We start from the raw sequence: 26,884 nt of genomic DNA, 5'->3' as shown, positions 1-26,884 counted from the left end.
CCATTTAAAAAAATGCTTTTCTGCCTTTTTTTCATAAAGTAACTGAGTAGTTACCAAATAAAAAAAGATTGCTGTTTAAGCAATCTTTTTTGTGTCTCAGTTTTCCAAGTTACTTTCCTAATGTGACTCTCTGTTTCTTACCATTTCAGGAGAAAGAGAATGGAGTGCGCAGCTGCTAAAATTATTCTTACCGTCTTGCTTATGAATCCAAGATTTCATCTCATTCCATAAAACAACTCTATGCACATCATACCCTATGTGATATTGCTCATTTATATTCTCTTTGTAGTTCTCATTCCATTTGTACCATACTATTTTATCGCGTGAATCTACTGGTATTTCTCGCCGATCAATTACAGTTGTACAATCCTTATTATTAGCTAACATAATCGCATCATTCTCTAATAATAAAGCAAGAGCCGCTGAGCGCTTCTCCATTCTCTTTCTCCTTTCAGTTGTAGTGCCTAACGTCTTATTTCCCTAAAATGTGTGTGCCTTACATAAATAAGTTTATTCAAAACAATGCTGCTAAACTATCGATTAACCTTACAAAAAACCTTACATTTTTGTAAGGATTATAATATTCAATAGGGATATACAAATATAAAAATTCCACTTGCCATCACATATAAATTGCTGCTATGCAGAATACAACGTAACCGCTACTTGCTTTCTCCCTTTGTTTTAAGCCTCGCACGTGGCAGGAACAGGCACTGATCGCTTCTATTCAGGCCAGTTGCTCTCGCCCATCTAAAAAGAAAAGAGGTTTTATGTCGTTTTTTTACATGTATATATTCTTACTCTTTATTTCGCCTCGCTAATCGATCTGGCAATTGAATATTTATTGCTAGTTTACGAATGAAACCTGCTACTAAACCAAGTCCAACGAAAATATAAAAGATAGTAAAGATCTTTCCGAAGTCTGTTTGTAGACTAAAGTCCCCGTACCCAACTGTCGTTAATGTAACAACACTAAAATATAAAGCATCAATTACACGCATCTTTTCTACAGTACTATAAAAAATAGTTCCTAATAGAAGCGTTCCAGCTGTTAATACGAATAATACTTGGAATTCTTTATCTTTCCACGCTCTACAAAACGCTTCTAACATTCGCTTTAAAGTGAGTAAAAATGAAATCATATGACTCTCCTTTTCTATTCAATGCATTTAGTCAATGGAAAGTCTATCATTTTTCTGTATATAAAAAAAGGAGCACTTCTCCTTTAGAGAACATGCTAATTTTTCTATCATTTAAAGCAAATACTCTCTTCTTTGACTTTTCCTCCTCAATCCTTTACAGTCAAACTGTTCATAAGTTTGACAATGTAGGAGGCTTTCAATGGATATTCAAATAAAAGATACTTTAATCTCACAAGAACAGCTGCAAGAAAAAGTAAAAGAATTAGCACTGCAAATTGAACGTGATTTTGAAGGAGAAGAAATTTTTGTTATTGCTGTATTAAAAGGTTCTTTCGTATTTGCAGCAGATTTAATTCGCCATATTAAAAATGAGGTAACAATTGACTTCATTTCTGCATCTAGCTATGGAAACCAAACAACAACAACTGGAAAAGTGAAGTTACTAAAAGATATCGATGTAAATATTACTGGTAAAAACGTAATCGTAGTAGAAGATATTATCGATTCTGGTTTAACACTTCACTTCTTAAAAGACCATTTCTTGATGCATCAACCAAAAACGTTAAAATTCTGTACGCTTCTTGATAAACCAGAACGTCGTAAAGTTGATTTAACTGCGGAATATGTTGGCTTTGTGATCCCAGATGAATTCATCGTTGGCTACGGCATTGACTGTGCTGAGAAATATCGCAACTTACCGTATATTGCATCAGTTGCAACAGATAAATAATATAATTATACTTAACAAAAAGCGAGGTTGTCCCAAAAGGTTCAGTTTTGGGTAGCCTCGTTTTTTTACACATATAAATAAGAGCTGTTCCTTTTTAAGCTAAGGAAGTATCTTAGATGTAACTTTCTCATGTCCAAAATATTGATTCAATCTAATATTGATAATCTATATTCCTTAATATACAATTTATACATAACAAAAAATCCATTGTAATATTAGCTAAGGAGACGTGTACTATGACACTTAATAACACAAAAAATAGACAGCTACTTGCTCCCCAGTATATGCAACAATTCTCTTGTATAGGATCAGAGTGTGAAGATTCTTGTTGCATTGGATGGAAAGTGACAGTTGATGAAGATACTTATAAAAAATACAAAAAATCTCGTGATTTAGAATTAAAGCCACTTTTCAAGAATAAGGTAACAAGACAACGTTCAAATCCATCTTCTTCGTCTTATGCTAAAATTAAAATGGAGGATGGAGGAAGATGTTCCTTCCTATCTGAAGAGAATCTTTGCAAGGTTCAATTAAAATTAGGAGAAGAGTATTTATCTAATACTTGTACAACCTACCCTCGCTCTATTAATAGTATTAACGGTGTAATTGAGAAATCAGCCACTATGTCATGTCCTGAAGCTGCACGTTTAGCCCTTTTGAATCCAAATGGCATTGATTTTGCTGAGATTGAAGAACCAGCTAGTACTCCTGGATCCATTACAAACCAGTTAAAAACAGATGGCATGAAAGTGGATAATACACCAAAAAAATATTTTTGGGAATTACGTGTTTTTTCTATTCAAGTTATTCAAGACCGATCTTATACGTTAGCAGAGCGTCTTATCATTTTAGGAATGTTCTATCAAAATGTACAGAAACACATCGATCAAGGTGATGTTCATGCAATTCCAAATGTCATTGCTAATTTCACTGATTGGATGTCTAATCAAGGAATGAAAGAGTCACTTGACAAAATACCTACTCAGTTATCTGTGCAAATGGCATTGTGTAAAGATTTAGTGGGTTATCGTACTAACCACTCTATCCCAAGCCAACGATACCGCGACTGTTTAGATGAGATGTCAAAAGGTATTCAATATACAAAAGAAGCAACTATTGAAGAACTTACAGAGCACTATAAAAAGGCCTATGAAGAATTTTACGAACCATTTATGACAGAACATGAGTACATTTTAGAAAACTACCTAGTCAATTATATATTTAAAAACTTGTTCCCGTTTGGACAAAAAACACTTTTCGATGATTATGTAATGCTAGTCATTCACTATTCAATGATAAAACTTCATTTAATTGGTATGGCAGGCTTTCATGAAGGATTAACGACAGATTTAGTCATCAAACTTATCCAATCTTTCGCAAAAACAGTTGAACATAACACTGTTTTTCTAAAAAGGGTACTCAATTTACTGAAAGAAAATGAATTTACAACAATGCCTTATATGGCAATTTTAATAAAGAATTAGGCAGGAGATCTGAATAAAACAGCCAACAGAAGAAAACTTTGATTTATGTCAGCATTATCTATAAAATATAAGCCCCTACTNNAGTAGGGGCTTATATTTTAGAAAGGATAATATAGTTAGACTGATTTGCGGGAGTTTTTACTACTCCCCAGCTACAATCTTAAAATAAGAACGAACCGTTAAGAAGTAATAACCAATATAAATCACACTGTACACGCCAATACTCATTAATAACGGAATGAAAATTTCAAACGGCAATAAGTTGGATAATCCTTTTAGTGCAAATAAGCTATGCAAAATTCCAACTACCAATGGAATCGCAAAAATAAAGAAGATTTGTTTGGCGATCGCCTTCTTCATTTCTTGCTTTGTTACTCCAATTTTACGAAGTACGACGTAACGATCACGGTCTGCATTTGCTTCCGTTAACTGTTTAAAGTAAATGATGGATCCTGTCGCAAGTAAGAATACAAGCCCTAAGAAAACACCGATGAACATCATCATACCCGTTGCTTCCATTCCGCCTTTAAACCCGGTATAGAAATCTCTAAAGACCGGTGCAGCTTCAGACTCTCTCGGCATAGTCTTTACTAGCTTCTCTGTTAATACTTTACTGTCTTTCTCATTTTTCACATTAATATTTTTAACAACTCTTGTTCCAACTGTCTTTTTCGCTTGCTCATATACGTCATCTGGCACAACAACAACTAATTCTCCTAAATTCGTAACATTAAGACCTTCAGCATCTTTAATTGTTAATGCCTTCGTTTCATTCCCAATAGAAAACACTGCTTTGTTTCCTTTATATGCTGTACTAAACTCGTATCCTTCGATATACATACCATCAAATACAAATGCTTCTCTAGCAGTTAAACTTACCGCATCCACATCCATTTTTTTCGCAATTATATTGAAGGCAGATTGCGACACAAGTTGATATCGTTCTGTCATTATATAATGAGAATTCATACTTATATCTGTTTTTTCGCCTGTGAATTTCCCTTTCACCGGCACCATTTCAATTTCAAGCTGCACCGTAATCGGATTATGTTTCTTCTCTTCTGCGAAGATTGTATTCACCTTTTGTTCGAAAGCGGCATCTTTTTTCTCATAAGAAAAACTATACGGGGCAAGATCTTTCGCCTGAGTAAATGTATTATAATACGTCGTAACAGATGTACCAACAGCTGTTAATGTTACCGCGCTCAAAATAGCAATTGTCGCTAAAGATTTTGCATTTCCTTTAATGCGGTATAAAAGCTGCGATGTTGTTACCATATTCATTCCATTATAAAAGGATGATTTATGATTCCTAGCTCTTCTTAAAACAACAACTGTAAAGAACTTAAATAATAAATACGTACCAAGTACGGTCGCAAATAAAATATAAAATGCGATGATCATGAAGTCTGCATATTTAATAACTTTCGTAAACAGAAGTGATAAGAAATACCCAGAACCAATTAAGAATATAGCGATACATGCGATAATAATCGATTCTTTCGGCATTCCTTCTCCTTCACGTTCAGCGCGAAAGAGTTCAATCAGTTTAAAGCGGTAAATTAGACGATATCCTTGCAATGACGTGTATAGAATAATGACAAAGAAAACAACTGTTGTATCAATAATTGCCGCTAGCGGCACCTCAAAATGAACTTGTAAATCGAGTCCCATTAAGTCTACTAGTAACTCAAGAAATAACTTAGACAGTGCGCTACCAATTACGATCCCAATTACTAGAGACATGAATCCCACTAACATATTTTCGTAAAACAGCATTTTCCCAATTTGACGTTTACGAATGCCGAGTAAAGAATATAAACCAACTTCTTTTTTTCGTTTACGTGTAAAAAAACTGTTGGAATAAATAATAAATATCGCTACGAAAATAATGAGCATCACACTAGAAACTTGAAATGCCCCGCTAATTTTCTTTGACCCTTCCGCTGCTTTTGCCATTTGCGTATTATATTGAAGTGATGCAAATGTAAAATAGATGACGATACTAAAAATCATCGACATAAAATATAAAGCATAATCTTTAAAGTTACGCTTTATATTACGAAAGGCAATACTAGATAACGTCATCTACTGCACCTCCAGAGATTGTAGACATTACGTCTAATACCCGCCCCAAAAATTGCTTACGTGTTAATTCTCCTTTGTGCAATTCTTTAAATAACTCACCATCTTTAATAAAAATAACGCGCTTACAATAACTTGCGGCAAGTGCATCATGCGTAACCATCAAAATTGTCGATTGGTCATATTCATTTAATGCTTTCAAACTCTCCAATAAATCAGTTGCAGACTTAGAATCTAGCGCACCCGTTGGCTCGTCCCCGAAAATCACACTTGGATTTGTAACAATCGCACGAGAAGCTGCACAACGCTGCTTTTGTCCACCAGATATTTGGTATGGATATTGATCTAAAATATGATCAATACCGAATTTTTTCGCGATTTCAAGAACTAGACGGTCAATTTCACTTGCCTTTACTTTTGATAGTGCAAGTGGAAGCGCAATATTTTCTTGTACTGTTAACGTATCTAATAAATTATAATCTTGGAAAATGAATCCTAAGTGATCACGACGGAACAATGCTAATTTATCATCAGTCATTTTCACAATGTCATTTCCATCAATTAAAACTTCACCGCTCGTTACATGATCAATTGTAGAAAGAACATTTAATAACGTTGTTTTCCCCGATCCAGACGGCCCCATAATTCCAACAAACTCGCCTTCCTTCACTTGTAAGTTAATGTCATTTAATGCTTCATATGTATTTCCACCAGTATCATATACTTTTCGAATACCCCTCGCTTCTAGTACTGTCTTCATTACGATATCCCTCACTTTATCCTATCTCATCATTACTGTTGCCACGATTACACTTCCTTACACAATTAGAATTGTTATATAAGAAACCTTATCTCTATAAAAAATTATATTAGAATTCTTTTCCAAATCACCTTGTTACTATACCATTTACCATAATAACGGGCTATCTATTTCTCTTACATAAACCTTACATTTCTGTAAGGTTTAAAAACCGCTATCACCAAGTGGAATAACGGATTTTTCTTTCGATCTGTTCTCATAAATTCTATTTTCATTCAAATAAACTATAGTAAATAAATCACTTATACAAAGTCTAGATTATAACCACTACCTAAAATAATTATTATAAAATAATATGTTTTATCTATGCATATTGAAAGAACTATTTATCTAGAAGTTCCTCCTCACGTTGAATATTCTTTAATGAAAAAAGCATCCTCTCTTATTCCTTTACTCGAAAGGATTTACGATTGGAGACTTACACATATGGATAAAAATCATTTTAAGTGTGTGTTATGTCATGATGAAGGATTGAGGAATTGGCGAAAAAACGCGAAACAACATATATAAAAACAAGGAAAGCTACTCCCTATCCTTTTAAATTTTTCAACATTTAAGTCGCTGAAATGTCTCGCTCCTCCTAAAAGGAAGAAGGTTTTTTATGACGTTTTTTTAACTTGTATATATAATGAGGATTGACATAATGAAAACAAAGAAAACACATGTTACACTATATATACACAAAGTTAGAGGAGGCATGTACTCATGTACAAGATTTTAATTGTAGAAGACGATCCAAGTATTTCATCTTTACTGCAATCTCATATTCAAAAATACGGTTACGAGGCAGTTGTGGCAGATAACTTTGATGATATTATGGCTTCTTTTCATCATACAAAACCACATCTTGTTTTATTAGATGTAAATTTACCGAAGTTTGATGGTTTCTACTGGTGCCGTCAAATTCGTCATGAATCTACTTGTCCAATTGTTTTCATTTCTGCTCGCGCTGGTGAAATGGAGCAAATTATGGCGATTGAAAGCGGTGCTGATGATTATATTACTAAACCGTTTCATTATGATGTTGTAATGGCGAAAATTAAAGGGCAATTACGTCGCATCTACGGTGACTATGCGCCGAGTATGACCGAACGCATCGTTGAAGTGGAAGGATTAAAACTATATCCTGAACGCCCAGAGCTTCACTATAAAAATGAGCACGTATTGCTCACAAAAAAAGAGGCCATTTTAGCAGAGATGCTTCTTGCTAAACATCCTCGTACAGCCAACAGAGAAGATTTGCTATCTGCACTTTGGGATGATGAAAGTTTTGTTGAGGAAAATACATTAAACGTAAATATTACGCGTCTTCGTAAAAAGTTCACTGAGCTTGGAATTGAAAATGCGATTGAGACTGTACGCGGCCTCGGCTATCGGTTAAATGCAACTTGGAGTGAATAGAGAATGAAGTTATTTTTACGTGATCATATTGGCTTTTTTCTTCTTTATATTTTAAACTTTGCTATCATCTTCGTTTTGTATGATGCCGTTGATGGATTTAAAAACAATAAATTTTATTTTATTGTGCTAAGTATGTATCTATTCATTTGTTTTCTCGCTTATCGCTACGTTCGAAATCGTAGATTATATAAACGACTAAGTGAGCTGCCTGACAAAATAGAAGATGCGTTTATTGAGCGAGCAACCGCTCCTATGCCGCATGGCGTAAATGAGCTTGTTCGTACACAATATCGTCTGTTTCAAAAAGACTTGCAAGCATATGAAGTAAAACAACAAGAACATCAAATGTTTATTAACCAATGGGTACATCAAATGAAAACGCCCGTTTCTATTATGCAGTTAATGGTGCTTGAAATGGAAGATGAGCATCTAATTCCAAAATTTAAACAAGAGCTTGAAAAATTAAACCAAGGACTAGATATGGCATTATATATGGCACGGTTAAATAATTTCCATGAAGACTTTCATGTGGAAACTATTTCATTAAAAGACGCAGTCACAAAGAATATAAATAGCTTAAAAGAGTTGTTTATTCGAAACGGTGTCTTTCCTGTTTTAGAAGTACACTCTGATTTAATGGTTCCTTCTGATGCAAAATGGCTAAAGTTCATTATTTATCAGTTAATGACAAATGCGGTTCGGTATTCAGGCGAGAGAGGAAAAAAAGTATTCTTATCCTCTATTCAAAACGGGAAAGATATTATTTTAGAAGTGCGCGATGAAGGTGTCGGTATTCCGCAAGAAGATATTCGCCGTGTGTTCGAACCATTTTATACAGGAAAAAATGGACGAACATTTGGAGAGTCTACTGGTATGGGCTTATATATTGTGAGTAAAATTTGCTCTTATTTAGGCCATTCTGTCAAGCTAGACTCTGAAGTTGGCAAAGGGACAAGTATCAAAATCATTTTCCATAATGCCGCCCTAAACAAAACAGATGAACATGCAGATTAACTTATATATCCAAATTAAAAAACTGACATAAAAACCTTTTCTTTTTTGATGGGCGAGAGCATCTGGCCGTGCATAGAAGCAGTCAGGGCCTTTTTCTGCCACATGCGAAGTTCAAACAAAGGGAGAAAGCAAGTAGCGGTCATTTTTTGATTTGCATAGAAATAAATTTATATAGCTTTATAACAAAGTGTATGAGGAAAGGATTCCTCATACACTTTTGCAACATATAAGAATGATTTTAAGACTGAGAGGATAAAAATATGACATTTTGGCAATTTGCATTTAAGAACGTAACGCGTAACTCACGCGCTTATTTTGCCTACTTTTTAAGCAGTTCCTTTTCCATTGCAATTTTCTTTTCATTTGCCGTGTATTTATTTCATCCTCGTTTGCAAAATGCTGACACAACTTCCGGTATCGACACCTTAATGGGGATATCTGAGGCTGTTATTGTATTCTTTTCATTTTTCTTTTTACTGTATTCTACTGGTACATTTTTAAAAGTTCGAAAAAAGCAATTTGGCGTTTTAACTGTTTTAGGTATATCAAAAAAGCAATTAAAACGACTCATTTTCATTGAGAATATGTTAATTGGACTTCTTTCCATTTTTGCCGGAATTCAAATTGGGATTGTGTTTTCACAACTTTTCTTATTAGTTACAGCGAAAATTACGCACATGCCTGGATTATATTTATATTTTCCAAAAGGCGCAATTCTGTTAACAACATTAACATTTCTTGGACTCTTTATCTTCGTATCCGCTTTCACACCTGTTTTAATTCGAACAAGGAGAGCGGTACGTCTTTTAAAAGAAGGAAAGATATATCAAAAAGAAAAGAAACCATCCATAATCGTTTCCTTGTTTGGCATTTCATGCTTACTTTCTGGATATACACTAGCAGGATGTCCAAAGTACTTTATATCGCTAGGTGATATTATTGGTATCCTATATATTGTCTCTAGTATTTTTGTCATTCCAACACTTGTGGCCGTTGGAACGTACTTTTTCTTTTCACAAACTAGCTTTCTGCTCATTCATTTATTGAAAAGAAGACGGAAGTTTTATATGAAACGAATTAATATGCTGTGGATTTCTGACTTAGCAAATCGTATTCGTACAAATATTAATATGCTCTTTGTCGTAACAATGTTGTCCACTCTCGCCTTTACTATGATTTCCTTTATATATGGATTTGGGAAATTTACAAAGGAGCAAATTGTGAAAGATTACCCATTCCCATTTGCATATCTTTCTTATGATACGAATCCAATCGCTTCGCAACATATCGACTGGTTAGAAAAGCAGCTAAGAGATGAGAAATTTAAATACAACAAAATAAAAGTAGACTTATACGGTGTATCATTACAAGAAAGTCCAGATTTTCTCTATCGAGATGAAGTGTATATATTAAAACAAAGTGATTATAATCAGTTAGCTACTAAACTACATCGTAACAAGGTTTTCTTAAAAGATGATGAAACGTATATACTACCAGGGTACGCTTATCAAATTATGTTTGGTAAATGGGAATCACCGCACCAAAAGCAGTCGGTTATCCTTTCGCCAAATTCCTTAAAATTACACGTGCAAGGTATTGGGGATAAAAATGTGATACCCTCTGGAATTGTTTCAAATGTACTCGTCTTATCCGACAATACGGTACAATCGCTATCACACACTATGAAACATATGACGTTATACAATTTCCAAGTACAAAATTGGGAAAATACACATACAATCGCAGCCGCATTCATCCAAAAACTTGAGGCGGATCGCAAACAAATTCATTCTGAAGAACGTTTATATGAAGCTTTTGAAGGAAGTAATCAACTCTATGAAACGAAACTACAAAATGCTTCCTTTTTCTTTATTGGGACGTTCCTTGGTATTATCTTCTTTATAGGGGCTGGAAGCGTGCTTTACTTCCGTATGTATACGGATTTAACGAATGAACAAGACAAATATATTGCGATTACAAAAATTGGCTTAACAGAATCAGAAATGAAGCGGTCGGCTACCATTCAGCTTGCCATCTTGTTTTTCGTTCCATATGTAATGGCTTCCATCCATACGATGTTTGCCGCAAAAATGTGGAAAGGTGTAATAAAACTATCCTTGTTTACTGAAGTTAGTGTTGTTCTTATCATTTTTGGAACAGTTGAAATTCTCTTTTTCCTTTTAATTCGTTCATTATATATGCAAAAGTTGTCCCAGCATATTAAACTATAAAAGAAAATGCGAATATACAAATACAAAAACAAGAGCCTCTGTCAATGCATAGCAGTGACTTATATGTTAAAAAATGAAAATGGATTTATAACATTAGAAAGGTGACTGGTATATGGAAGAAGTACTGCATATTCAAAATGTATCGAAAGTGTATGAGGGGAAGGTTCCTCATACTGCTTTAAAAAATATTAATTTACATGTAGATAAAGGGGAATTCGTTGCGATTATGGGTCCGTCAGGAAGCGGGAAATCAACTTTATTAAATGTGATTTCGACCATTGATTCTCCTACAGCAGGCGAAGTCTTTATTAACGGAAAACAGCCTCATACATTTCGTAGCGAAAAGTTAGCGATCTTTCGGCGACAAGAATTAGGGTTTGTATTTCAAAGCTTTAATTTATTAGATACATTAACAATTGGCGAAAACATCGTTTTGCCTTTAACTTTAGATAATGTCTCGCTTTCTGAAATGGACGAAAAACTAGAAACCATTTCAAGAAAACTCGGTATCGATCATATTTTAAATAAACGAATTTTTGAAGTTTCCGGAGGACAAGCACAGCGCACAGCAGTAGCCCGTGCGGTTATCCATAAACCTTCGTTACTACTTGCCGATGAGCCAACAGGAAACTTAGATTCGAAAGCTGCAATTGATGTAATGGAGTTATTTACGAAGTTAAACAAAGAAGAACAATCAACAATTTTAACGGTGACACATGATCCATTTGCTGCTAGTTATTGCAACCGCGTCATTTTTATTAAAGACGGTGAGCTTTATAATGAACTGCACCGTGGCTTGCACCGTGAAAAGTTTTATCAAGAAATATTAGATGTATTAGCATTACTAGGAGGAAGACGTGGATGAATTTTTGGCAGTTTGCTTTAAAGAATGTCGTTCGCAACTCAAGAGCTTACTTTGCTTATTTTTTAAGCAGTTCATTTTCTATTACGGTGTTCTTTTCATTCGCTGTGTATCGGTATCATCCACGTTTGCAAAATGTAAAAAGTTTTAACGAAACAGGACCTTTTCTCACTTTAATCGGGTTTACTCAAGTGGTAATTATACTGTTTTCTCTATTCTTTTTATTGTACTCGATTGGAACATTTTTAAGAGTTCGTCAAAAACAGTTTGGCATTTTAACCATTTTAGGTATTTCAAACAGACAAATGAAATGGCTTATTTTTTTAGAAAATATGATTATTGGGATTCTTGCTATTTGTATTGGCCTTCAAGCCGGTCTTGTATTTTCTAATTTTTTCTTATTAATTACATCAAAAATTTCTGGTGTTAACGGCCTTTATTTATATTGGCCTTCAAAAGCAATTTGGATAACGATAAAAACATTTCTTTTACTTTTTATTAGTGTATCGCTCTTTACACCTGCTTTAATCCGTACACAGAAAGCCATCTATCTTATAAAAGGGGAAATGCGCAAGAAGAAAGAGACGTTGCCTTCTATTGTCATTTCAATTTTTAGTTTACTATGTTTACTTTCTGGTTATATTTTTGCGACCTATCCAGAAAGTTATATAACAGAAAAAAACTTAACAAACGGAACGGGTTTGCTTATTATTTTATCTATTATCCCTCTCGTTACAGTTGGGACATATTTTCTATTTTCACAGGCGAGCTTTCTTTTCATTCAAATATTAAAAAACCGACGACGCTTTTATATGAAAAAAACAAATATGCTCTGGATATCTGACCTACCATCGAGGGTCCGCATCAATATTAATATGCTTTTTGTTGTAACGATACTATCTACAATTGCTTTTACAATTATTACACCGTTATATGCTTTTAATAAATACACAAGGGCTTCTATAGAAGAAGCATTTCCTTTTCCATTTGCTTACGTATCTCATGAAGGAAATCAATTAGAAACAAAGCATATGGAAGCATTGGAAAAAGAATTACAGACGGACAAATTTACTTACCAAAAGCATAAAACAATTATTTATAAAGATAGAGCTGCTAATGAAGACATTTGGATTATGAAGCAAAGTGACTATAATAGTCTTGCTCAATTGCTAAACCGTCCTCAAATTCAATTAGCAGAAAAGGAAACATATATAGTTCCAAGATATTCACCGGTACCATTAGAACTATTAACAAATCCTTTTAGTACACAAACAACGATTACGTTACAATCTAATAAAAAGGAATTTCATATAAAAGAAATAGCCAACAATCCAATTATACCGGAGGCTGCTAATGCATACTTGATCGTACTGCAAGATTACGTTGTCGAAAACGAAATTCCTCATCTCGAACCTATGAAGTTTTATAATTTTCAAGTCGATGATTGGGAAAATACATTGCCGCTCACAAAGCGTATTTTGCGTATGACTACAGAAGATGCAAAGTCACATACTGATCAACAAAAAGAGAAGGATGAGAAGGTCCTTTTTCAAATTTTCACATCTAGTGATGAATTATATTCCGACAAGCGTGAGAACATTGCAAACTTCTTTATCGGTACATTTCTTTGCATTATTTTCTTAATGGGCGCGGGAAGTGTTTTGTATTTCCGTATGTATACTGATCTTACTAGTGAAACAGAGAAATATAAGACCATTACAAAAATCGGCTTAACAAAATCCGAAATGATACGTTCGGCCACGATTCAATTAGCAATCCTATTTTTCGTTCCTTATGTGATTGCTTGTATTCATACAATATTTGCAATTAAATTTTTACAAAGTATGTTCTCTTTCTCGTTATTAAAAGAAGAACTGCGCATATTAAGTCTCTTTGGCATAATTGAAATTATTTTCTTTTTCTTTATACGCTCATTTTATATTCAAAAATTGTCACGACATATTAAACTGTAAATAAAATAGCCTTGTGCAGAGCACAAGGCTATTTCCAATAGTTTTTAACTTATTAGCAACAAAAGCCACCACCGTAACCGTAGCCAGGACCGCCACCATAACCACCGTAGCCACCACCGCCACCGCCACAGAAGCAGGCAGCACCAATGATGATTAATAAAATAAACAATACGATTACAAGCGCAAAGCCATTGCCGTGATGACGAAACCCGTGTCCATGATCGTGTTCACAACTTTCACCCATTCCTCTTTTCCTCCTTTATTAAAAAATCCTTCTTCTTTATCGGATCCTTTCAGTGGATTCCATTTATCCTATGTTTCGGATGGAAATAAGAAGCTTGGTCTTTTTAAAAACAGGCTTGTTTCAAATGAGGTTTTAATTATCGTTTACCATACCATTGCGTTACTTATTAGTAGACCGAAATAACTATATACGCAGAGTACAAAATTTCATGAACAGGATATATAAAGATATTTAGTAACGAAAAAGGCTCATCCTTTCTGTATAAAGGAGAGCCTCTTTCTCTTTCAAACTCTTTATATCCGCTGCGCAAATAACCGACCTTCTCGTAAAATATGGCGCTTCAATTCGCCACTAGGCAATGTATTTAAATGTACCACATCTACTTTTCCCACTCCGTTCAGTTCTTCCGCTAACTGAAACCAAAGCCATTGAAAAGCACTTACTGAAATATGCGTTGTCTCAATCGCTATATCATAATCTGAAGAAAGCGTCGCTTCTTTTCTTGCATGAGATCCGAAAATATACGCTACTTTTACAAACGGTGTTTCTAATAAAGTGAAACTTCCATCAGTGGGGCGTTTTTCCCCACACTGATGGTTAGTTAAACCAATCGGGCTTTTACGGGCAGTTGTCCCCCACCTAACTTCTTCGCTTCTCTCTGAATCTTGAGGTGGGGGTCTTACTGCCCGTTAATGCGGGATAAACGATTTTGTATATGACGCAGCACTTGTTCATGCTTTTGCATCTGTTCACCTCTCACATACAATACATTGTTTCGTTATCTCTTCTAGTCTTGCCCGGTTTATATCATAGCCAAACCCCGCTTGCTCAGGAACGACAATTTTTCCGTTTTGTAGTGTTACTTCCGGCAAGATAATATCTTGCTTCCAATGCCTGCTAGAAGCGGAAATATCACCGGGAATTGTAAAGTTTGGAAGCGATGCGAGTGCAATATTTTGCGCCCTAGAAATCCCCATTTCTACCATACCTCCGCACCAAACAGGAATGCGTTGCTGCTGACAATAATCATGAATGCGAATCGATTCTGTTAATCCACCAACTCGTCCAGGTTTAATGTTGATGATACGGCAACTTCCAAGTAGTATGGCAACCCTTGCATCTTCTAAACAATGAATGCTTTCATCTAGGCAAATGGGCGTTTCCATTTGCTGCTGCAAACGAGCATGATCAAGAAAATCGTTATCTGCTAACGGCTGTTCAATCATCATTAAATGAAATTCGTCCAACCTTTGTAACTGCCTCACATCCGCCAATGTATAGGCAGAATTAGCATCTGCCATCAGTGGAATCGCCGGAAACGCTCCGCGAATTTCGGAAAGCAAAGCATAGTCATTGTCTGGTTTAATTTTCACTTTAAAACGTTTATACCCTTCTTCAGCGTACGTTTCAATTCGTTTTAACATATTAGGAATTGTATCAAGACCAATCACGACACCGACTTCAATTTCCTGTTTTACACCGCCAAGCAGCGCAGCAAGCGATTGATTCTCACGCTTTGCATACAAATCCCATAATGCGCCCTCAATTCCTGCTTTCGCCATATTGTTGCGCTTTATATGCTGAAAAAGAGACGTAACATCAGAAGGATGAGAAAGCTTCTGCTCAAATAGTACTGGCAACAAACCGTCTTGCAGCATATGAAACGCTGTTACGACTGTTTCTTCTGTATACCACGGTTCTGAAAAAGCAACGACTTCCCCCCAGCCGCTTCGCCCTTCTTCATCTACTAATTCAATTACAATACTTTCACGCTTTTCATACGTCCCATAACTTGCTGCAAACGGAATAACGAGCGGCATTTCTGTTACATAAAGGATTGCTTTTTTTATATGCATTTACATCTCCTCCAGAAGCTGCCGCAGTTCACGGCGCAGTAATTTCTTGGAGGCACCCCGCGGCAGATCAGAAAGAAAATGAACCGCTTGTGGCACTTTATACCGTGCAAGTTTCTCCGCGCAAAAAGCAAGTAATTCCTCTGCCGTTACATCTTCTACTTTCACAACAAATGCGATAGGAACTTGTCCCCATCTCTCATCACTCACTCCAACAACTCCCGCTTCTAAAACAGCAGGATGTGCAAGCAAGACTTCCTCAATTTGCGCTGGGTATATATTCTCTCCGCCAGAAATAATTAAATCACTGCGGCGATCTAGCACGTAAAGAAAACCATCTTCGTCTAAGTAGCCGATGTCTCCTGTATGTAACCAGCCATCGTGAATACTCCCTCTCGTCGCCTCTTCACGCTTAAAATAACCACTCGTTACATTCGGCCCCTTCACAACAATTTCCCCGGCAGTTCCTACACTAGCTCCCCTTCCATCTTGCTCAATACGAATTTGACATGGGAATAACGGTTTTCCAGCTGAACCAACTTTCGTTAACATATAATCAGCAGCCAATGTACAAATTTGCGAAGACGTTTCGGTCATACCGTACGTTTGATATACGGGAATCCCTTTTGCGACGCACGTTTCCAAAAGTGGTCTTGGGGCTGGCCCCCCGCCAAGCAATACACAGCGAAGAGACGGTGGATATGTATCTTCTTGCAGTCGTTCTAATAAATCCGTCAGCATTTTAGATACGACGGAAATCATCGTTATGCCTCTCGTTTGCAGCGCTTCATGAATAAAATCCAGATCATATTTCGGAACAAGTAATACCCTCATACCGTACATAATATTCTTCATCAAAAGCGATAACCCACCTACGTGGAAAAACGGTAAACACGCTAACCAACAATCATCATCACGAAGCCCTAAATTTAGCGAAGAACCAACTGCACTCCACCAATGATTCCCGTACGTAAGCATTACGCCTTTTGGTTTCCCTGTCGTACCTGACGTATAAATAATCGTCATCGTCTCTTCTAAAATAAACTCATTTTGCACAGTTACCTGTTCTTTCGGCAATCCTGCAAGCTCTGCAAATAAGTATACAGGCACTTGCTCTCCATCAAACTCTTCATTCGTAAGCAAACAAGACACCTCTGCGTCCTCCATTTGCCAAAGTAGCTCTTCTCTTGAAAGACGTGTATTTAGCAACACAGCGACTGCCCCTATATAAGAAAGAGCATGAATCGCAATCACCATCTCCATACCATTTTTCATCAGAACAGCCACTTTTGTCCCCTTTTTCACTTGTAAATAAGCAAGATGTTCACAACATAAAAGCACTTTCTCATGAAGCTCCAAAAACGTATACGTACTTTCCTTCGTTTCAATTGCGGTGCGCTCTGGTGTTAAAAAAGCACGTTGCATAAGCCAATTAGGCATTGTCTCCATACCGTATTCTCCTTTCGCAAAATAGAAAATTAACATCGCTTCTTATCACTCTTTTTCTTCCCCTATATAAGTTGAAAAACAACATAAAAAACCCCCTCTTTTTTAAACAGGCAAGAGCATCTGGCCATGCATAGAAACGGTCAGGGCCTTTTTCTGCCACATGCAAAGTTTAAAACAAAAGGAGAAAGCAAGTACAGGTTATGTTGTATTCTGCACAGCATCAACTTATATATCAGAAAAGGAATTTATATAACTAAGTTTACGCTATTTCCATCTTATCTCTCTCTTGCGCTTATATCAAATCGTAACTATGTACAAGTGAAAAACACCTTCTCTTTTGGAAAAGCGAGAGCATCCAACTATGCACAGCAGTACCAAAACTACGAAAATTGTCGAAAAAAGTATAATTTTCAGTTTTTTTGTTGCCATTTTACAATTTTACTGTTATTATAAATAATAATCATATAAATGTTGGAACTGTTGCCCTTAGAAAAATCTGAATTTTCAGACCCTTATACCAGCATTGTGTGATTGTGAGTTCCCTCTCCTTTTTCATTTTATACCCTGCGAAAAGAACCTTTTTTAAGGTTCTTTTTGTAGCACATTTTATCAAAAACGATTGCATTCATGAATATAAATTCATGAGGCTACATGCTGAAATATTGTTTTCTTAATCTATTGTATCTAGGCTCACACTTCTACTAGAAGTTACTTTGTCACAGGATTCAACCTTAGGATTAGGATTTCTTAACCAGTTGCCTGTCACTACTAGGCGACTTGACTCTTACCTAGACTATACTTTCACGAGTAAGCAGTGTCCTCCTTAGCTGGACACGCATACAACAAAAGAGACTTGATAGAATTTCATCAAGTCTCTTTTTAACGTTTATCTTATCCAGCTCCAACGGCTAGAACAGTCGGTCGTTTCGCGCCTTCCTGCGAGGTAAAGAGCACCTCTTCGTCAGGAGCTCCAACGTCCTCCTGTTCTGAGCGAGCCGCCTCCGCTTTTATCACGGGAATCTAGGGAATTGTCCAAAGTCCGGACTGCGTTTTTCTTTAAACGCATCGCGGCCTTCTTTTGCTTCGTCTGTTGTGTAGTATAGTAGCGTTGCATCGCCAGCTAGTTGCTGGATACCTGCAAGGCCATCTGTGTCTGCATTAAATGCAGCTTTTAAGAAACGAAGTGCCATTGGGCTGTTTGCTAAAATTTCTTCTGCCCATTTCACAGTTTCTTCTTCTAGTTGCTCTAATGGTACAACTGTGTTAATTAAGCCCATATCAAGCGCTTCTTGCGCGTTGTATTGACGGCATAGGTACCAAATTTCGCGCGCTTTCTTATGACCAACCATACGAGCTAAATAACCAGCGCCGTATCCGCCGTCAAAGCTTCCTACTTTTGGACCTGTTTGGCCAAATACTGCGTTATCTGCTGCGATTGTTAAATCACATACGATGTGAAGTACATGCCCGCCGCCGATTGCATAACCTGCTACCATTGCGATAACTGGTTTTGGAATTGCGCGAATTAAGCGTTGTAAGTCTAATACGTTTAGACGTGGGATTTGATCGTCGCCAACGTATCCGCCATGACCGCGAACTTTTTGGTCACCGCCAGAACAGAACGCACGGCCACCTTCACCTGTTAAAATGATAACGCCAACATTTTGATCATCGCGTGCATGTGCAAACGCATCGATTAACTCCATTACCGTTTTTGGACGGAATGCATTATGTACTTCAGGACGGTTAATCGAAATCTTTGCGATTCCATTGTATGTGGAGTAAATAATATCTTCGTAATTTCCTTCTTTTACCCATTCAATCGTCATGTATTTCTACCTCCTTTTTATGTTTTGCAAAAAGCCCCTTACTATTGTATCAAACTTTTGCGGTTGTTCCACATGAATTGCATGGCCCGATCCAATAATTTGTACAAATTCAGCATGAGGGATCTGATTTTTCATCTTTGTTAAGATGTGAAAGAACTTTTCATCATATTCTCCACTCATAAGTAAGACTGGCATTTGCAAGCGCTCTAGTTCATTCCACCAAGATGGCTGCGCTCCTGTTCCCATGCCTCGTAAGCTATTGGCAAGGCCCCTTGGATGATTCGCTAATCTTTCTTCACGTACATGAGCTTGTACACGAAGAGGCAGATTTTTTTGCGTAGCAAAGAGCGGAATGTTTTCCCACTTTTCAACAAAAGTAGCAACGCCATCTCGTTCAATTTTGTCTGCAAGCTGTTCATCCTTTTGTCTGCGCGCTTTACGTTCTTCTTCTGTTATCAATCCTGCTGTACAGTTTTCTAATAAAAGAGATAAGATGCGCTTTGGATATAAGCAAGCAAGCGTAAGGGCAAGGCGCCCTCCCATAGAATACCCTAACAGATGCACTTTCTCAATTTGTAAATGATCAAGCACTGCAATGAGGTGCGCAGCTACCATTTCTATATGATAGTGCTGGACTTCTTTTGGACTTTCTGTTTTACCGTGCCCGATCAGATCAACTAAAATGACTTGAAACTGCTCGCTCCACGCTGGAACAAACGAACGCCACGTTTCCATACTGCCTGTGAAGCCATGAAGAACAAGAAGCGGCTCACCGCTTCCGATCACTTCATATTCGTAAGAAATACCATGCACGTTCACTTTCATTTCTCTTCACCTTGCAGTGCCCTTGAAACAACTGTTGCGGCTCTTGCCATCATATCACGATGAAGCTGCAAGTTTTCTTCACGGTCCGTTTTTATTTCAATGACATGCAGGCCATCTTCTCTCGTTCCTAGTTCCACTTCATGACGAAACGCTTCCCACGTATGTACACGCTGGAATGAACCGTTATACATCTTCACGACATGTTCATAATCAAGTCCGAGCGGCGTGCCAAATAGTGCTTCAAAATGTTCTTTTTGTTCATACTGTGGTAAAAATGAGAAAATACCGCCGCCATCATTGTTTACAACAACAATCGTTGCATGTAAATCGTGCAGCTTTGCCGCTAACAATCCATTTAAATCATGGTAAAACGATAAATCTCCCACAACTAATACGAGCGGCTGGCGAGCTACACTTACGCCAAGCGCTGTCGAAACAATGCCGTCAATACCGTTTACACCGCGATTAGCTAATACCTCAATATTCTTCTCATTTGTGAAGAAAAACGTATCTGTATCGCGAATCGGCATACTATTACTTACAAATAAAGTTGCATCTTCCGGCAAAACATCTACAAGTTCTGTAATTACTTTTCCTTCAAATGCATGCTCATACGATTTCATTTCCGTAAGTTTCTCTTTTACTACGGCATTCATATGTTGCCACATATGAAGCCACTCTCGCTTGCTTTTCTGCTTCGCACCATTTACAAGTTGCTCACAAAATGTCGCATCATTTGCATACACAACTTCTGTGGACATAAGCATCGGATCTCGCCAGTTTCCGGATTCGTCAACGACAATATGCAATGCTTCCGTTTGCTTTTTCAAATATTGCGTAAGTGCTTTAGAAACCGGCATACCACCGAAGCGAATAATCACATCTGGCTTCCAGCTCTCACGCAGTTGCTCATTTCGTAAAAAAGTGTCATAGCAATCGATAATAGTCTCTTTATCATGGAGACCGCTGCGAAGACCAGAAAGCGGGTCTGCTATAATCGGATAACCATATGCTTTTGAAACCGCCGCGACAGCTTCTGCAATATTCGGATGACTATCATCTCCACATACAATAAGCCCCTTTTCCATATGCGAAAGGCGCTCTCGTAAAGATGCTGCATATTCATCCGTCACTGCTATGGTCCCTTGATGAACGGTTGCGGCATATTCTCCGCCGCCTTTTTCCCATAATTCTTCTAAAGAAAAGTCGGGAATTAACGGCTCACGAAGCGGAAAGTTTAGATGAACAGGTCCTTTTGGCGTTTGCAATGCTGCAGCTACTGCTCGCCCAGCTGTCATCCGTGCATACCGATACATTGGTTCTGCTGCTTCTGGAAGTGCCATTTCTATAAATTGTTTTACAAACGAACCGAACAAATGAAATTGATTCATCGCTTGAGGCGCACCAATATCTCGCAATTCATGCGGACGATCCGCCGTCAACACGAGAAGTGGCACCCGCGAATGAAATGCTTCGCATACAGCGGGATAATAGTTTGCTGCCGCTGTTCCTGACGTACATAACAAGGCGACAGGGCGTTTTTTTGCTTTGGCAATGCCAAGCGCAAAAAAGGCCGCTGATCTTTCATCTACGTGTAAATATGTGCGAATTTGTTTATGCTGCGCCATTAATAAGGCAAGCGGCGTTGACCGCGAACCCGGGCTAATGACGATATCCTCTACATGCAGGCGCGCCAATTCATCAACAAACGCGCCTAAGTAATACGATAATGCTTCTATATGATTGCTCATCTAGATAGTCCCTCCAAAGCAGAAAGCATCGGCTTAAATTTCAATCTTGTTTCTTCATACTCTAAATGCGGCTTCGAATCGATGACAATACCGCAACCGGAAAATAATGAAACATGTTTGCCAGACAATAACCCACAGCGAAGTGCTACCGCAAACTCACCGTTTCCTTGCTCATCAATCCAGCCAATTGGCCCTCCGTATAAACCGCGGTCTAATAGCTCTACTTCACGAATCAGTTTTAGTGCTTCTTCTCGCGGCGTCCCTCCAAGAGCTGGTGTTGGGTGAAGCTCTTCAATCATTGATAACAAATCACCATTTCCCTTTGCCTCTACTGATGTATATAAATGAAGTAAATTTTTCGTCTTCAATAAACTTGGTTCATATGGAATAGCAACTGTTTCACAATGTTTTGTTAACACACTGCGAATCATGTTTACTACATAACTATGCTCTGCTAAATTTTTCTTATCATGCAAAAGTTCATATCCATTCTCTTTCGTTTCCTCTTCTGAAGCACCTCGTCCAATCGAACCGGCAAGACACATGGATGTATATATTTCTCCCTCTTTACGAAGAAGCCGCTCTGGCGTTGCTCCTAAGAAGCACGCTCCTTTATAATCAAACGCAAATACATAACAATCCGGTTGCCCAATGCGAAGTGCTGCCAAAACAGAAGTCGAATCTACCTCTTTATCCATAACAAGTTTCATTTCACGAGCTAACACAACTTTTTGAACAGCTCCTCGCTTCATTTCTTCCTGCACTTGTTCAATTGCTTGCAACCATTTCTCCGGTTCTACCTCTACTTTTGAAAGAATGGTTACATTTTCTTCTGCAAAGGAATGCTTGCTTTGCTGTAACAATTGCTTCTCGGCACTTTGTAATTCCTCGTAAATCTTTTCCGCACAATCATCTCCAGATACGAAACGGTTTACCGTTAACCAAACTTTTTCATTCTTTACCGTTAATAAAAAGGCTGGTAATTGCAGCGTTGTATCGTCAAATGCCTTCCACAAATCTGTTCTTTCTTTTTGCGGATCGAAAGAAAAACCACCAAACAGAAGCGGTCCTGTTCCAAATTCATAAGCACCCCGGTGAATTACCGCTTCTCCTTTCACCTTTGCCCACTCTTCACGAGCGTTTTGAAAGCGCTTTTCAGAAGAATTTGCTATAGTAAAAGCAGAGCCTACTCCAGCGAAAACAACATGCTGCGCTGGGTCTGCAAAGTAACATCTATCTCTATATCCAAATTGTGTTCCTGCTGCATAAAAAAGGAGTGGATTGATCCATTCCACTTGCTTTACAAAACTAACGAGTACTTGCCCTTCAGTTGCGCGCTGAATTGCAGTCAGAATCACATCTTTTACATCATGTTGTTTCGTTTGAATCACAGAATCTCCCCCCTATGGGCGAAAAATAGTCATAAATACGCTTGATTTTAAGATACACCTCAAATGAAAGGTGTGTCAATGTTTAGCATTTCTGAGAAAATCCGAGCACATTCCTAGAAAATAAACGTTGACACTATATGAGGCTTTTCCTACACTTAATTGTGGGCTTTGCCTATTTTAGGACTTATTTTATACGATAGAAAGATAGGAGGATTCCATATGGAAGCAAAAGTTGAAATGAATTCCTCTTCCATGCAGCCAAAACCAAGTAAACAAACAGGCTGGCGTATTTGGTGGAGCTTATTACGTCCTCATACATTAACTGCAGCCTTTGTGCCTGTTTTTATTGGAACAACTTATGCGATGCAAGTTGATGGGATTAACAAAATAAATGTACCTCTTTTCCTTATCATGCTTCTTGCTTGCCTTCTCATACAAGCAGCAACAAACATGTTTAATGAATACTTTGATTACAAAAGAGGACTCGATCATGAAGGATCTGTTGGGATTGGCGGTGCAATTGTTCGCGATGGCATTCAGCCGAAAACAGTATTGAACTTAGCGTTCGGATTCTTTGGCATTGCAATTTTATTAGGAGTTTACATTTGCATGAACTCCAGTTGGTGGCTCGCAGCGATTGGTCTTATCTGTATGGCTGTTGCCTATTTATATACTGGCGGTCCACTTCCAATTGCCTATACACCTTTTGGTGAATTAACAGCCGGGTTATTTATGGGTGTTATTATTATTGGAATTTCATTCTTTATTCAAACCGGAATCGTAACATCAGAAATTGTATTACTTTCCATTCCAAATGCGATTTTAATTGGAGCCATTCTACTTGCGAATAATATTCGCGATTTAGATGGCGACAAAGAAAACGACAGAAAAACATTAGCTATTTTAGTTGGACGAAACAATGCAATCGGCGTATTAGCATCCATGTTTATCATTTCTTATATATGGACGATTGCCCTTATTCTTGTCGGTATCGCCTCACCGTGGATGCTTGTAGTCTTTCTAAGCGCTCCAAAGGCGTTTAAAGCAACGAAAGGTTTTATCGGAAAGAGTATTCCGATGGAGATGGCACCTGCAATGATTGCCACAGCAAAAACGAATACAATTTTTGGATTTTTAATGGGAATTGGGTTATTACTTGGATATTTCCTATAAGAAAAGCGCAAGTGTGAAGGCACTTGCGTTTTTCTTGTCGTGTATTCATGACATATGTTGTTGAAACGTCTTTATATTGCGCCGAAGCACCGTTATGTATAAACCCATTTTATTTTTTCAACATATAAGTTGCTGTTATGTAAAACAAAAAGTTCCTTGCCCTCGCTTTCTCTCTTTATTTTAACTTCGCACGGGGCAGGAAAAGGCCCTGACCGCTTCTATGCATGGCCAGGTTCTCTCGCCCATTAAAAAGAAAAGAGGTTTTTATGTCCGTTTTTCAACCTGTATTTATATATTATGTCGAACCACCGATATATTCTAAAAAGCGCCGTTATATTAACGTAATAATTCCCGCAATTGGGCTCATACTACTTAAAGAAACCGAATTGTAGGAAGGTGGATTTTATGCTAACTCCACAACAAATGGATCATTTTCAATCTGTACTACAAAAGCAAAAACAAGAGTTGGAACAAACGCTGCAAAATCATGAAAGTAGAGGGCAAGCTTCTGAACGCGATGCAGTTGGTGAACTCTCTGCATATGATAATCATCCCGGGGATATGGGAACAGAATTGTATGAACGTGAAAAAGACTTAGGATTAGTAGAATTTTGGCATAAACAACTTACAGATGTAAAACATGCCCTGCAAAAAATAGAAGCTGGGACATATGGGATTTGTGAAGTATCAGGCAAATCCATTCCGCTTGAACGTTTAGAAGCCATGCCAACCGCTACCACTTGTATCGAACACACACATAATAAGCTAATCCTAGGCGCACGTCCAATTGAGGAAGAGCTTATTGAACCGCCTTTTGGAAAATATGATATGGATAGTGCCATTGGATATGACGCTGAAGATGCATGGCAAGACGTTGCTTTATATGGAACATCAGAAACACCTTCTGATTTAGAGCGCCGCGACTCCAAAAATTTTGATGAAATGTATGTAGATGCCGAGGAGCCCCGCGGATATGTGGAGGATTTTGAAAACTTTATCGGAACAGATATGTACGGAAAAAACGTACAAGTATACGCTACAGAAGAACATGAAGAATATGAACAAATGCTAGATGACTACGAAGCAAGAACCTTTAAAGGTGAACTTTCTTCAGACGAATCCAGTTCAAGGCCATAAAGTGAAACTTGCATCGGAGTGCCCTTTCTCCGATGGTTAGCCCGCCCAATCGGGCGCATGCCAGCAGTTTTCCCTTCCCGCTTCTTTCCTACCTTTTACTGCCCGTTAGTGCGGGATAAAAAAAAGAAACATTCCTTATTCAGGAATGTTTCTTGCTGTCTTCATTACTTTTTAGTAACGTTAGCAGCTTGAGCTCCGCGGTTACCTTCAACGATTTCGAAAGAAACTTCTTGACCTTCTTCTAAAGTTTTGAAGCCATCGCCTTGAATTGCAGAGAAATGTACGAATACATCTTCGCCACCTTCAACTTCGATGAAACCGAAACCTTTTTCGCCGTTAAACCATTTTACTTTTCCTGTTTGCATTGCATGTACCTCCTAAAATAAAAAGAAATCTATCTATTGGAAACTACATACAAAGGTCGAGATAAACATCATGATTTCCTCACAAGCTAATGCTTTGAAACAAACACGCTTTATTTCCGTACCACATTATGCAGCTCAATAGTTTCTTTACTATATCATGCTCGAAATAAAACGTCAAACAAAACGGAAATACTTCGTTTAAAAATTAACAAAACTTGTATTTTCTATTTGAAAATCTTTCGGTACAATATAAATGTATTACTACATAATTTATTATTTGAGGTGAAATGATGAAAGCACATGAAATTGAATACAAGTTATATGGCGATGATATGCAATTTGTTGAAATTGAATTAGATCCACAGGAGAGCGTAGTCGCTGAAGCTGGTGCTATGATGATGATGGAAGACAATATTGAAATGGAAACCGTATTTGGTGACGGTTCTGCCCAAACAGGTGGATTTTTCGGTAAGCTTGTCGGTGCCGGAAAACGCCTTGTAACAGGTGAGAGCATGTTTATGACTGTATTTACAAATACAGGATACGAAAAACGTCACGTCTCATTTGCAGCTCCGTATCCCGGGAAAATTATTCCTGTTGATTTAACGGAATATCAAGGAAAAGTAATCTGCCAAAAAGATTCTTTCCTATGCGCTGCAAAAGGTGTTTCTGTCGGCATTGAATTTACAAAAAAACTTGGCAGCGGCTTCTTCGGCGGTGAAGGATTTATTATGCAAAAGCTTGAAGGTGACGGCCTTGCGTTCATGCATGCTGGCGGAACAGTTTATCAACGTGATTTAAAACCAGGAGAAAAGTTACGAATTGATACAGGTTGCCTTGTTGCTATGACGAGAGATGTCGACTATGATATTCAATTTGTTGGGAATGTAAAAAGCGCTATCTTTGGCGGCGAAGGTCTATTCTTCGCAACACTACAAGGGCCTGGAACAGTTTGGGTTCAATCCTTAACATTAAGTCGCTTAGCACAGCGCATCGTTGGACCAGGAGCAAAAACTTCTGGTGAAGGAAGCGTTCTTGGCGGGATCGGCCGCATGCTTGATGGAAACGAATAATCTATAAAAGAATGAAACATACATCCTCCTCATATATTGAATTATATTTCAT

The 26,884-nt window shown here is 37.6% G+C and carries 24 protein-coding genes; 11 read left to right on the top strand and 13 right to left on the bottom strand.

Annotated elements, in window-relative coordinates:
• Positions 1-117: 117 nt before the first annotated feature.
• A complete protein-coding gene (locus tag V7024_RS01845; RefSeq protein WP_335514851.1) occupies positions 118-438 on the bottom strand; it encodes a hypothetical protein in 321 nt (106 codons plus the stop codon).
• A 359-nt stretch (positions 439-797) separates the two neighbouring features.
• Positions 798-1,142 (bottom strand): potassium channel family protein, encoded by a 345-nt coding sequence (locus V7024_RS01840; RefSeq protein WP_335514848.1) that lies wholly within the window; start codon positions 1,140-1,142, stop codon positions 798-800.
• Positions 1,143-1,341: 199 nt separating this feature from the next.
• Here V7024_RS01840 and hpt point away from each other — a divergent pair, with 199 nt between their 5' ends.
• Entirely contained in the window at positions 1,342-1,872 is a 531-nt protein-coding gene (gene hpt, locus V7024_RS01835) for a hypoxanthine phosphoribosyltransferase (protein WP_335514846.1), read from the top strand.
• Positions 1,873-2,108: 236 nt separating this feature from the next.
• A complete protein-coding gene (fliB, locus tag V7024_RS01830) occupies positions 2,109-3,356 on the top strand; it encodes a flagellin lysine-N-methylase (protein ID WP_335514842.1) in 1,248 nt (415 codons plus the stop codon).
• 141 nt (positions 3,357-3,497) lie between these two features.
• Here fliB and V7024_RS01825 read toward each other — a convergent pair whose 3' ends face one another.
• The gene (locus tag V7024_RS01825) at positions 3,498-5,444 is read right to left on the bottom strand and encodes an ABC transporter permease (protein ID WP_335514839.1); all 1,947 of its coding nucleotides are present in this window, start codon (positions 5,442-5,444) and stop codon (positions 3,498-3,500) included.
• Positions 5,431-6,201 (bottom strand): ABC transporter ATP-binding protein, encoded by a 771-nt coding sequence (locus tag V7024_RS01820; RefSeq protein ID WP_335514837.1) that lies wholly within the window; start codon positions 6,199-6,201, stop codon positions 5,431-5,433. Before V7024_RS01820 ends, V7024_RS01825 begins: the two co-directional genes overlap by 14 nt.
• A gap of 366 nt (positions 6,202-6,567) precedes the next feature.
• On the opposite strand from V7024_RS01820, the gene V7024_RS01815 reads away from it, so the two are divergent.
• The 6 genes from V7024_RS01815 to V7024_RS01790 all read left to right on the top strand — a co-directional run bounded on the left by V7024_RS01815 (position 6,568) and on the right by V7024_RS01790 (position 13,742).
• Positions 6,568-6,771 carry a winged helix-turn-helix transcriptional regulator gene (locus V7024_RS01815; RefSeq protein ID WP_335514834.1) on the top strand — a complete coding sequence of 68 codons (204 nt, stop codon included), beginning with the start codon at positions 6,568-6,570 and terminating at the stop codon, positions 6,769-6,771.
• 195 nt (positions 6,772-6,966) lie between these two features.
• Complete coding sequence (locus V7024_RS01810; RefSeq protein ID WP_335514831.1) at positions 6,967-7,662, top strand: response regulator transcription factor; 696 nt, start codon at positions 6,967-6,969, stop codon at positions 7,660-7,662.
• Between the two features lie 3 nt (positions 7,663-7,665).
• Positions 7,666-8,676: a sensor histidine kinase gene (locus V7024_RS01805; protein ID WP_335514827.1), complete on the top strand. Its 1,011-nt coding sequence runs from the start codon at positions 7,666-7,668 to the stop codon at positions 8,674-8,676.
• Positions 8,677-8,936: 260 nt separating this feature from the next.
• Positions 8,937-10,907, top strand: coding sequence for an ABC transporter permease (locus tag V7024_RS01800; protein ID WP_335514824.1), 1,971 nt, complete (start codon positions 8,937-8,939; stop codon positions 10,905-10,907).
• A 112-nt stretch (positions 10,908-11,019) separates the two neighbouring features.
• A complete protein-coding gene (locus tag V7024_RS01795; protein WP_335514821.1) occupies positions 11,020-11,772 on the top strand; it encodes an ABC transporter ATP-binding protein in 753 nt (250 codons plus the stop codon).
• The gene (locus V7024_RS01790) at positions 11,769-13,742 is read left to right on the top strand and encodes an ABC transporter permease (protein WP_335514817.1); all 1,974 of its coding nucleotides are present in this window, start codon (positions 11,769-11,771) and stop codon (positions 13,740-13,742) included. Before V7024_RS01795 ends, V7024_RS01790 begins: the two co-directional genes overlap by 4 nt.
• Before the next feature lie 52 nt (positions 13,743-13,794).
• Here V7024_RS01790 and V7024_RS01785 read toward each other — a convergent pair whose 3' ends face one another.
• The 8 genes from V7024_RS01785 to V7024_RS01750 form a co-directional block, all read right to left on the bottom strand.
• Positions 13,795-13,986 (bottom strand): YjcZ family sporulation protein, encoded by a 192-nt coding sequence (locus V7024_RS01785; protein ID WP_335514815.1) that lies wholly within the window; start codon positions 13,984-13,986, stop codon positions 13,795-13,797.
• Between the two features lie 293 nt (positions 13,987-14,279).
• Positions 14,280-14,597 carry a nucleotidyltransferase family protein gene (locus tag V7024_RS01780; RefSeq protein ID WP_335514861.1) on the bottom strand — a complete coding sequence of 106 codons (318 nt, stop codon included), beginning with the start codon at positions 14,595-14,597 and terminating at the stop codon, positions 14,280-14,282.
• A 138-nt stretch (positions 14,598-14,735) separates the two neighbouring features.
• Positions 14,736-15,842 (bottom strand): o-succinylbenzoate synthase, encoded by a 1,107-nt coding sequence (menC, locus tag V7024_RS01775; RefSeq protein WP_335514811.1) that lies wholly within the window; start codon positions 15,840-15,842, stop codon positions 14,736-14,738.
• Positions 15,843-17,288 (bottom strand): o-succinylbenzoate--CoA ligase, encoded by a 1,446-nt coding sequence (locus tag V7024_RS01770; protein ID WP_335514808.1) that lies wholly within the window; start codon positions 17,286-17,288, stop codon positions 15,843-15,845. It lies immediately after the preceding gene.
• Positions 17,289-18,298: 1,010 nt separating this feature from the next.
• On the bottom strand, positions 18,299-19,117 hold the full coding sequence (gene menB, locus V7024_RS01765; protein ID WP_098917898.1) for a 1,4-dihydroxy-2-naphthoyl-CoA synthase: 819 nt from the start codon (positions 19,115-19,117) through the stop codon (positions 18,299-18,301).
• Between the two features lie 6 nt (positions 19,118-19,123).
• Positions 19,124-19,942 carry a 2-succinyl-6-hydroxy-2,4-cyclohexadiene-1-carboxylate synthase gene (menH, locus tag V7024_RS01760; RefSeq protein WP_335514803.1) on the bottom strand — a complete coding sequence of 273 codons (819 nt, stop codon included), beginning with the start codon at positions 19,940-19,942 and terminating at the stop codon, positions 19,124-19,126.
• Positions 19,939-21,693 (bottom strand): 2-succinyl-5-enolpyruvyl-6-hydroxy-3-cyclohexene-1-carboxylic-acid synthase, encoded by a 1,755-nt coding sequence (gene menD, locus V7024_RS01755; RefSeq protein WP_335514799.1) that lies wholly within the window; start codon positions 21,691-21,693, stop codon positions 19,939-19,941. The genes menH and menD overlap by 4 nt, the downstream gene beginning before the upstream one ends.
• The gene (locus V7024_RS01750) at positions 21,690-23,084 is read right to left on the bottom strand and encodes an isochorismate synthase (protein ID WP_335514795.1); all 1,395 of its coding nucleotides are present in this window, start codon (positions 23,082-23,084) and stop codon (positions 21,690-21,692) included. The genes menD and V7024_RS01750 overlap by 4 nt, the downstream gene beginning before the upstream one ends.
• Positions 23,085-23,303: 219 nt before the next feature.
• On the opposite strand from V7024_RS01750, the gene V7024_RS01745 reads away from it, so the two are divergent.
• Together V7024_RS01745 and V7024_RS01740 are read left to right on the top strand one after the other, a co-directional pair.
• Positions 23,304-24,257 carry a 1,4-dihydroxy-2-naphthoate polyprenyltransferase gene (locus tag V7024_RS01745; RefSeq protein ID WP_335514793.1) on the top strand — a complete coding sequence of 318 codons (954 nt, stop codon included), beginning with the start codon at positions 23,304-23,306 and terminating at the stop codon, positions 24,255-24,257.
• A 405-nt stretch (positions 24,258-24,662) separates the two neighbouring features.
• Positions 24,663-25,394 (top strand): yteA family sporulation protein, encoded by a 732-nt coding sequence (locus V7024_RS01740; protein WP_335514790.1) that lies wholly within the window; start codon positions 24,663-24,665, stop codon positions 25,392-25,394.
• A 164-nt stretch (positions 25,395-25,558) separates the two neighbouring features.
• Here the strand turns inward: V7024_RS01740 and cspD are convergent, their stop codons facing one another.
• On the bottom strand, positions 25,559-25,759 hold the full coding sequence (cspD, locus tag V7024_RS01735; protein WP_251226212.1) for a cold-shock protein CspD: 201 nt from the start codon (positions 25,757-25,759) through the stop codon (positions 25,559-25,561).
• 290 nt (positions 25,760-26,049) lie between these two features.
• On the opposite strand from cspD, the gene V7024_RS01730 reads away from it, so the two are divergent.
• Positions 26,050-26,832: a TIGR00266 family protein gene (locus V7024_RS01730; protein WP_335514785.1), complete on the top strand. Its 783-nt coding sequence runs from the start codon at positions 26,050-26,052 to the stop codon at positions 26,830-26,832.
• The last annotated feature ends 52 nt before the right edge of the window (positions 26,833-26,884 follow it).

The organism is Bacillus sp. JJ864 (assembly GCF_036963045.1).
Lineage (GTDB): Bacteria > Bacillota > Bacilli > Bacillales > Bacillaceae_G > Bacillus_A > Bacillus_A pseudomycoides_C.
This window is presented reverse-complemented; position numbering and strand designations above follow the sequence as displayed.

What these genes read in the sequence shown, in the direction of transcription:
- V7024_RS01845 (WP_335514851.1), bottom strand. Translation starts at nt 438, where the DNA reads ATGGAGAAGCGCTCAGCGGCTCTTGCTTTATTATTAGAGAATGATGCG.
- V7024_RS01840 (WP_335514848.1), bottom strand. Translation starts at nt 1,142, where the DNA reads ATGATTTCATTTTTACTCACTTTAAAGCGAATGTTAGAAGCGTTTTGT.
- hpt (WP_335514846.1), top strand. Translation starts at nt 1,342, where the DNA reads ATGGATATTCAAATAAAAGATACTTTAATCTCACAAGAACAGCTGCAA.
- fliB (WP_335514842.1), top strand. Translation starts at nt 2,109, where the DNA reads ATGACACTTAATAACACAAAAAATAGACAGCTACTTGCTCCCCAGTAT.
- V7024_RS01825 (WP_335514839.1), bottom strand. Translation starts at nt 5,444, where the DNA reads ATGACGTTATCTAGTATTGCCTTTCGTAATATAAAGCGTAACTTTAAA.
- V7024_RS01820 (WP_335514837.1), bottom strand. Translation starts at nt 6,201, where the DNA reads ATGAAGACAGTACTAGAAGCGAGGGGTATTCGAAAAGTATATGATACT.
- V7024_RS01815 (WP_335514834.1), top strand. Translation starts at nt 6,568, where the DNA reads ATGCATATTGAAAGAACTATTTATCTAGAAGTTCCTCCTCACGTTGAA.
- V7024_RS01810 (WP_335514831.1), top strand. Translation starts at nt 6,967, where the DNA reads ATGTACAAGATTTTAATTGTAGAAGACGATCCAAGTATTTCATCTTTA.
- V7024_RS01805 (WP_335514827.1), top strand. Translation starts at nt 7,666, where the DNA reads ATGAAGTTATTTTTACGTGATCATATTGGCTTTTTTCTTCTTTATATT.
- V7024_RS01800 (WP_335514824.1), top strand. Translation starts at nt 8,937, where the DNA reads ATGACATTTTGGCAATTTGCATTTAAGAACGTAACGCGTAACTCACGC.
- V7024_RS01795 (WP_335514821.1), top strand. Translation starts at nt 11,020, where the DNA reads ATGGAAGAAGTACTGCATATTCAAAATGTATCGAAAGTGTATGAGGGG.
- V7024_RS01790 (WP_335514817.1), top strand. Translation starts at nt 11,769, where the DNA reads ATGAATTTTTGGCAGTTTGCTTTAAAGAATGTCGTTCGCAACTCAAGA.
- V7024_RS01785 (WP_335514815.1), bottom strand. Translation starts at nt 13,986, where the DNA reads ATGGGTGAAAGTTGTGAACACGATCATGGACACGGGTTTCGTCATCAC.
- menC (WP_335514811.1), bottom strand. Translation starts at nt 15,842, where the DNA reads ATGCATATAAAAAAAGCAATCCTTTATGTAACAGAAATGCCGCTCGTT.
- V7024_RS01770 (WP_335514808.1), bottom strand. Translation starts at nt 17,288, where the DNA reads ATGGAGACAATGCCTAATTGGCTTATGCAACGTGCTTTTTTAACACCA.
- menB (WP_098917898.1), bottom strand. Translation starts at nt 19,117, where the DNA reads ATGACGATTGAATGGGTAAAAGAAGGAAATTACGAAGATATTATTTAC.
- menH (WP_335514803.1), bottom strand. Translation starts at nt 19,942, where the DNA reads ATGAAAGTGAACGTGCATGGTATTTCTTACGAATATGAAGTGATCGGA.
- menD (WP_335514799.1), bottom strand. Translation starts at nt 21,693, where the DNA reads ATGAGCAATCATATAGAAGCATTATCGTATTACTTAGGCGCGTTTGTT.
- V7024_RS01745 (WP_335514793.1), top strand. Translation starts at nt 23,304, where the DNA reads ATGGAAGCAAAAGTTGAAATGAATTCCTCTTCCATGCAGCCAAAACCA.
- V7024_RS01740 (WP_335514790.1), top strand. Translation starts at nt 24,663, where the DNA reads ATGCTAACTCCACAACAAATGGATCATTTTCAATCTGTACTACAAAAG.
- cspD (WP_251226212.1), bottom strand. Translation starts at nt 25,759, where the DNA reads ATGCAAACAGGAAAAGTAAAATGGTTTAACGGCGAAAAAGGTTTCGGT.
- V7024_RS01730 (WP_335514785.1), top strand. Translation starts at nt 26,050, where the DNA reads ATGAAAGCACATGAAATTGAATACAAGTTATATGGCGATGATATGCAA.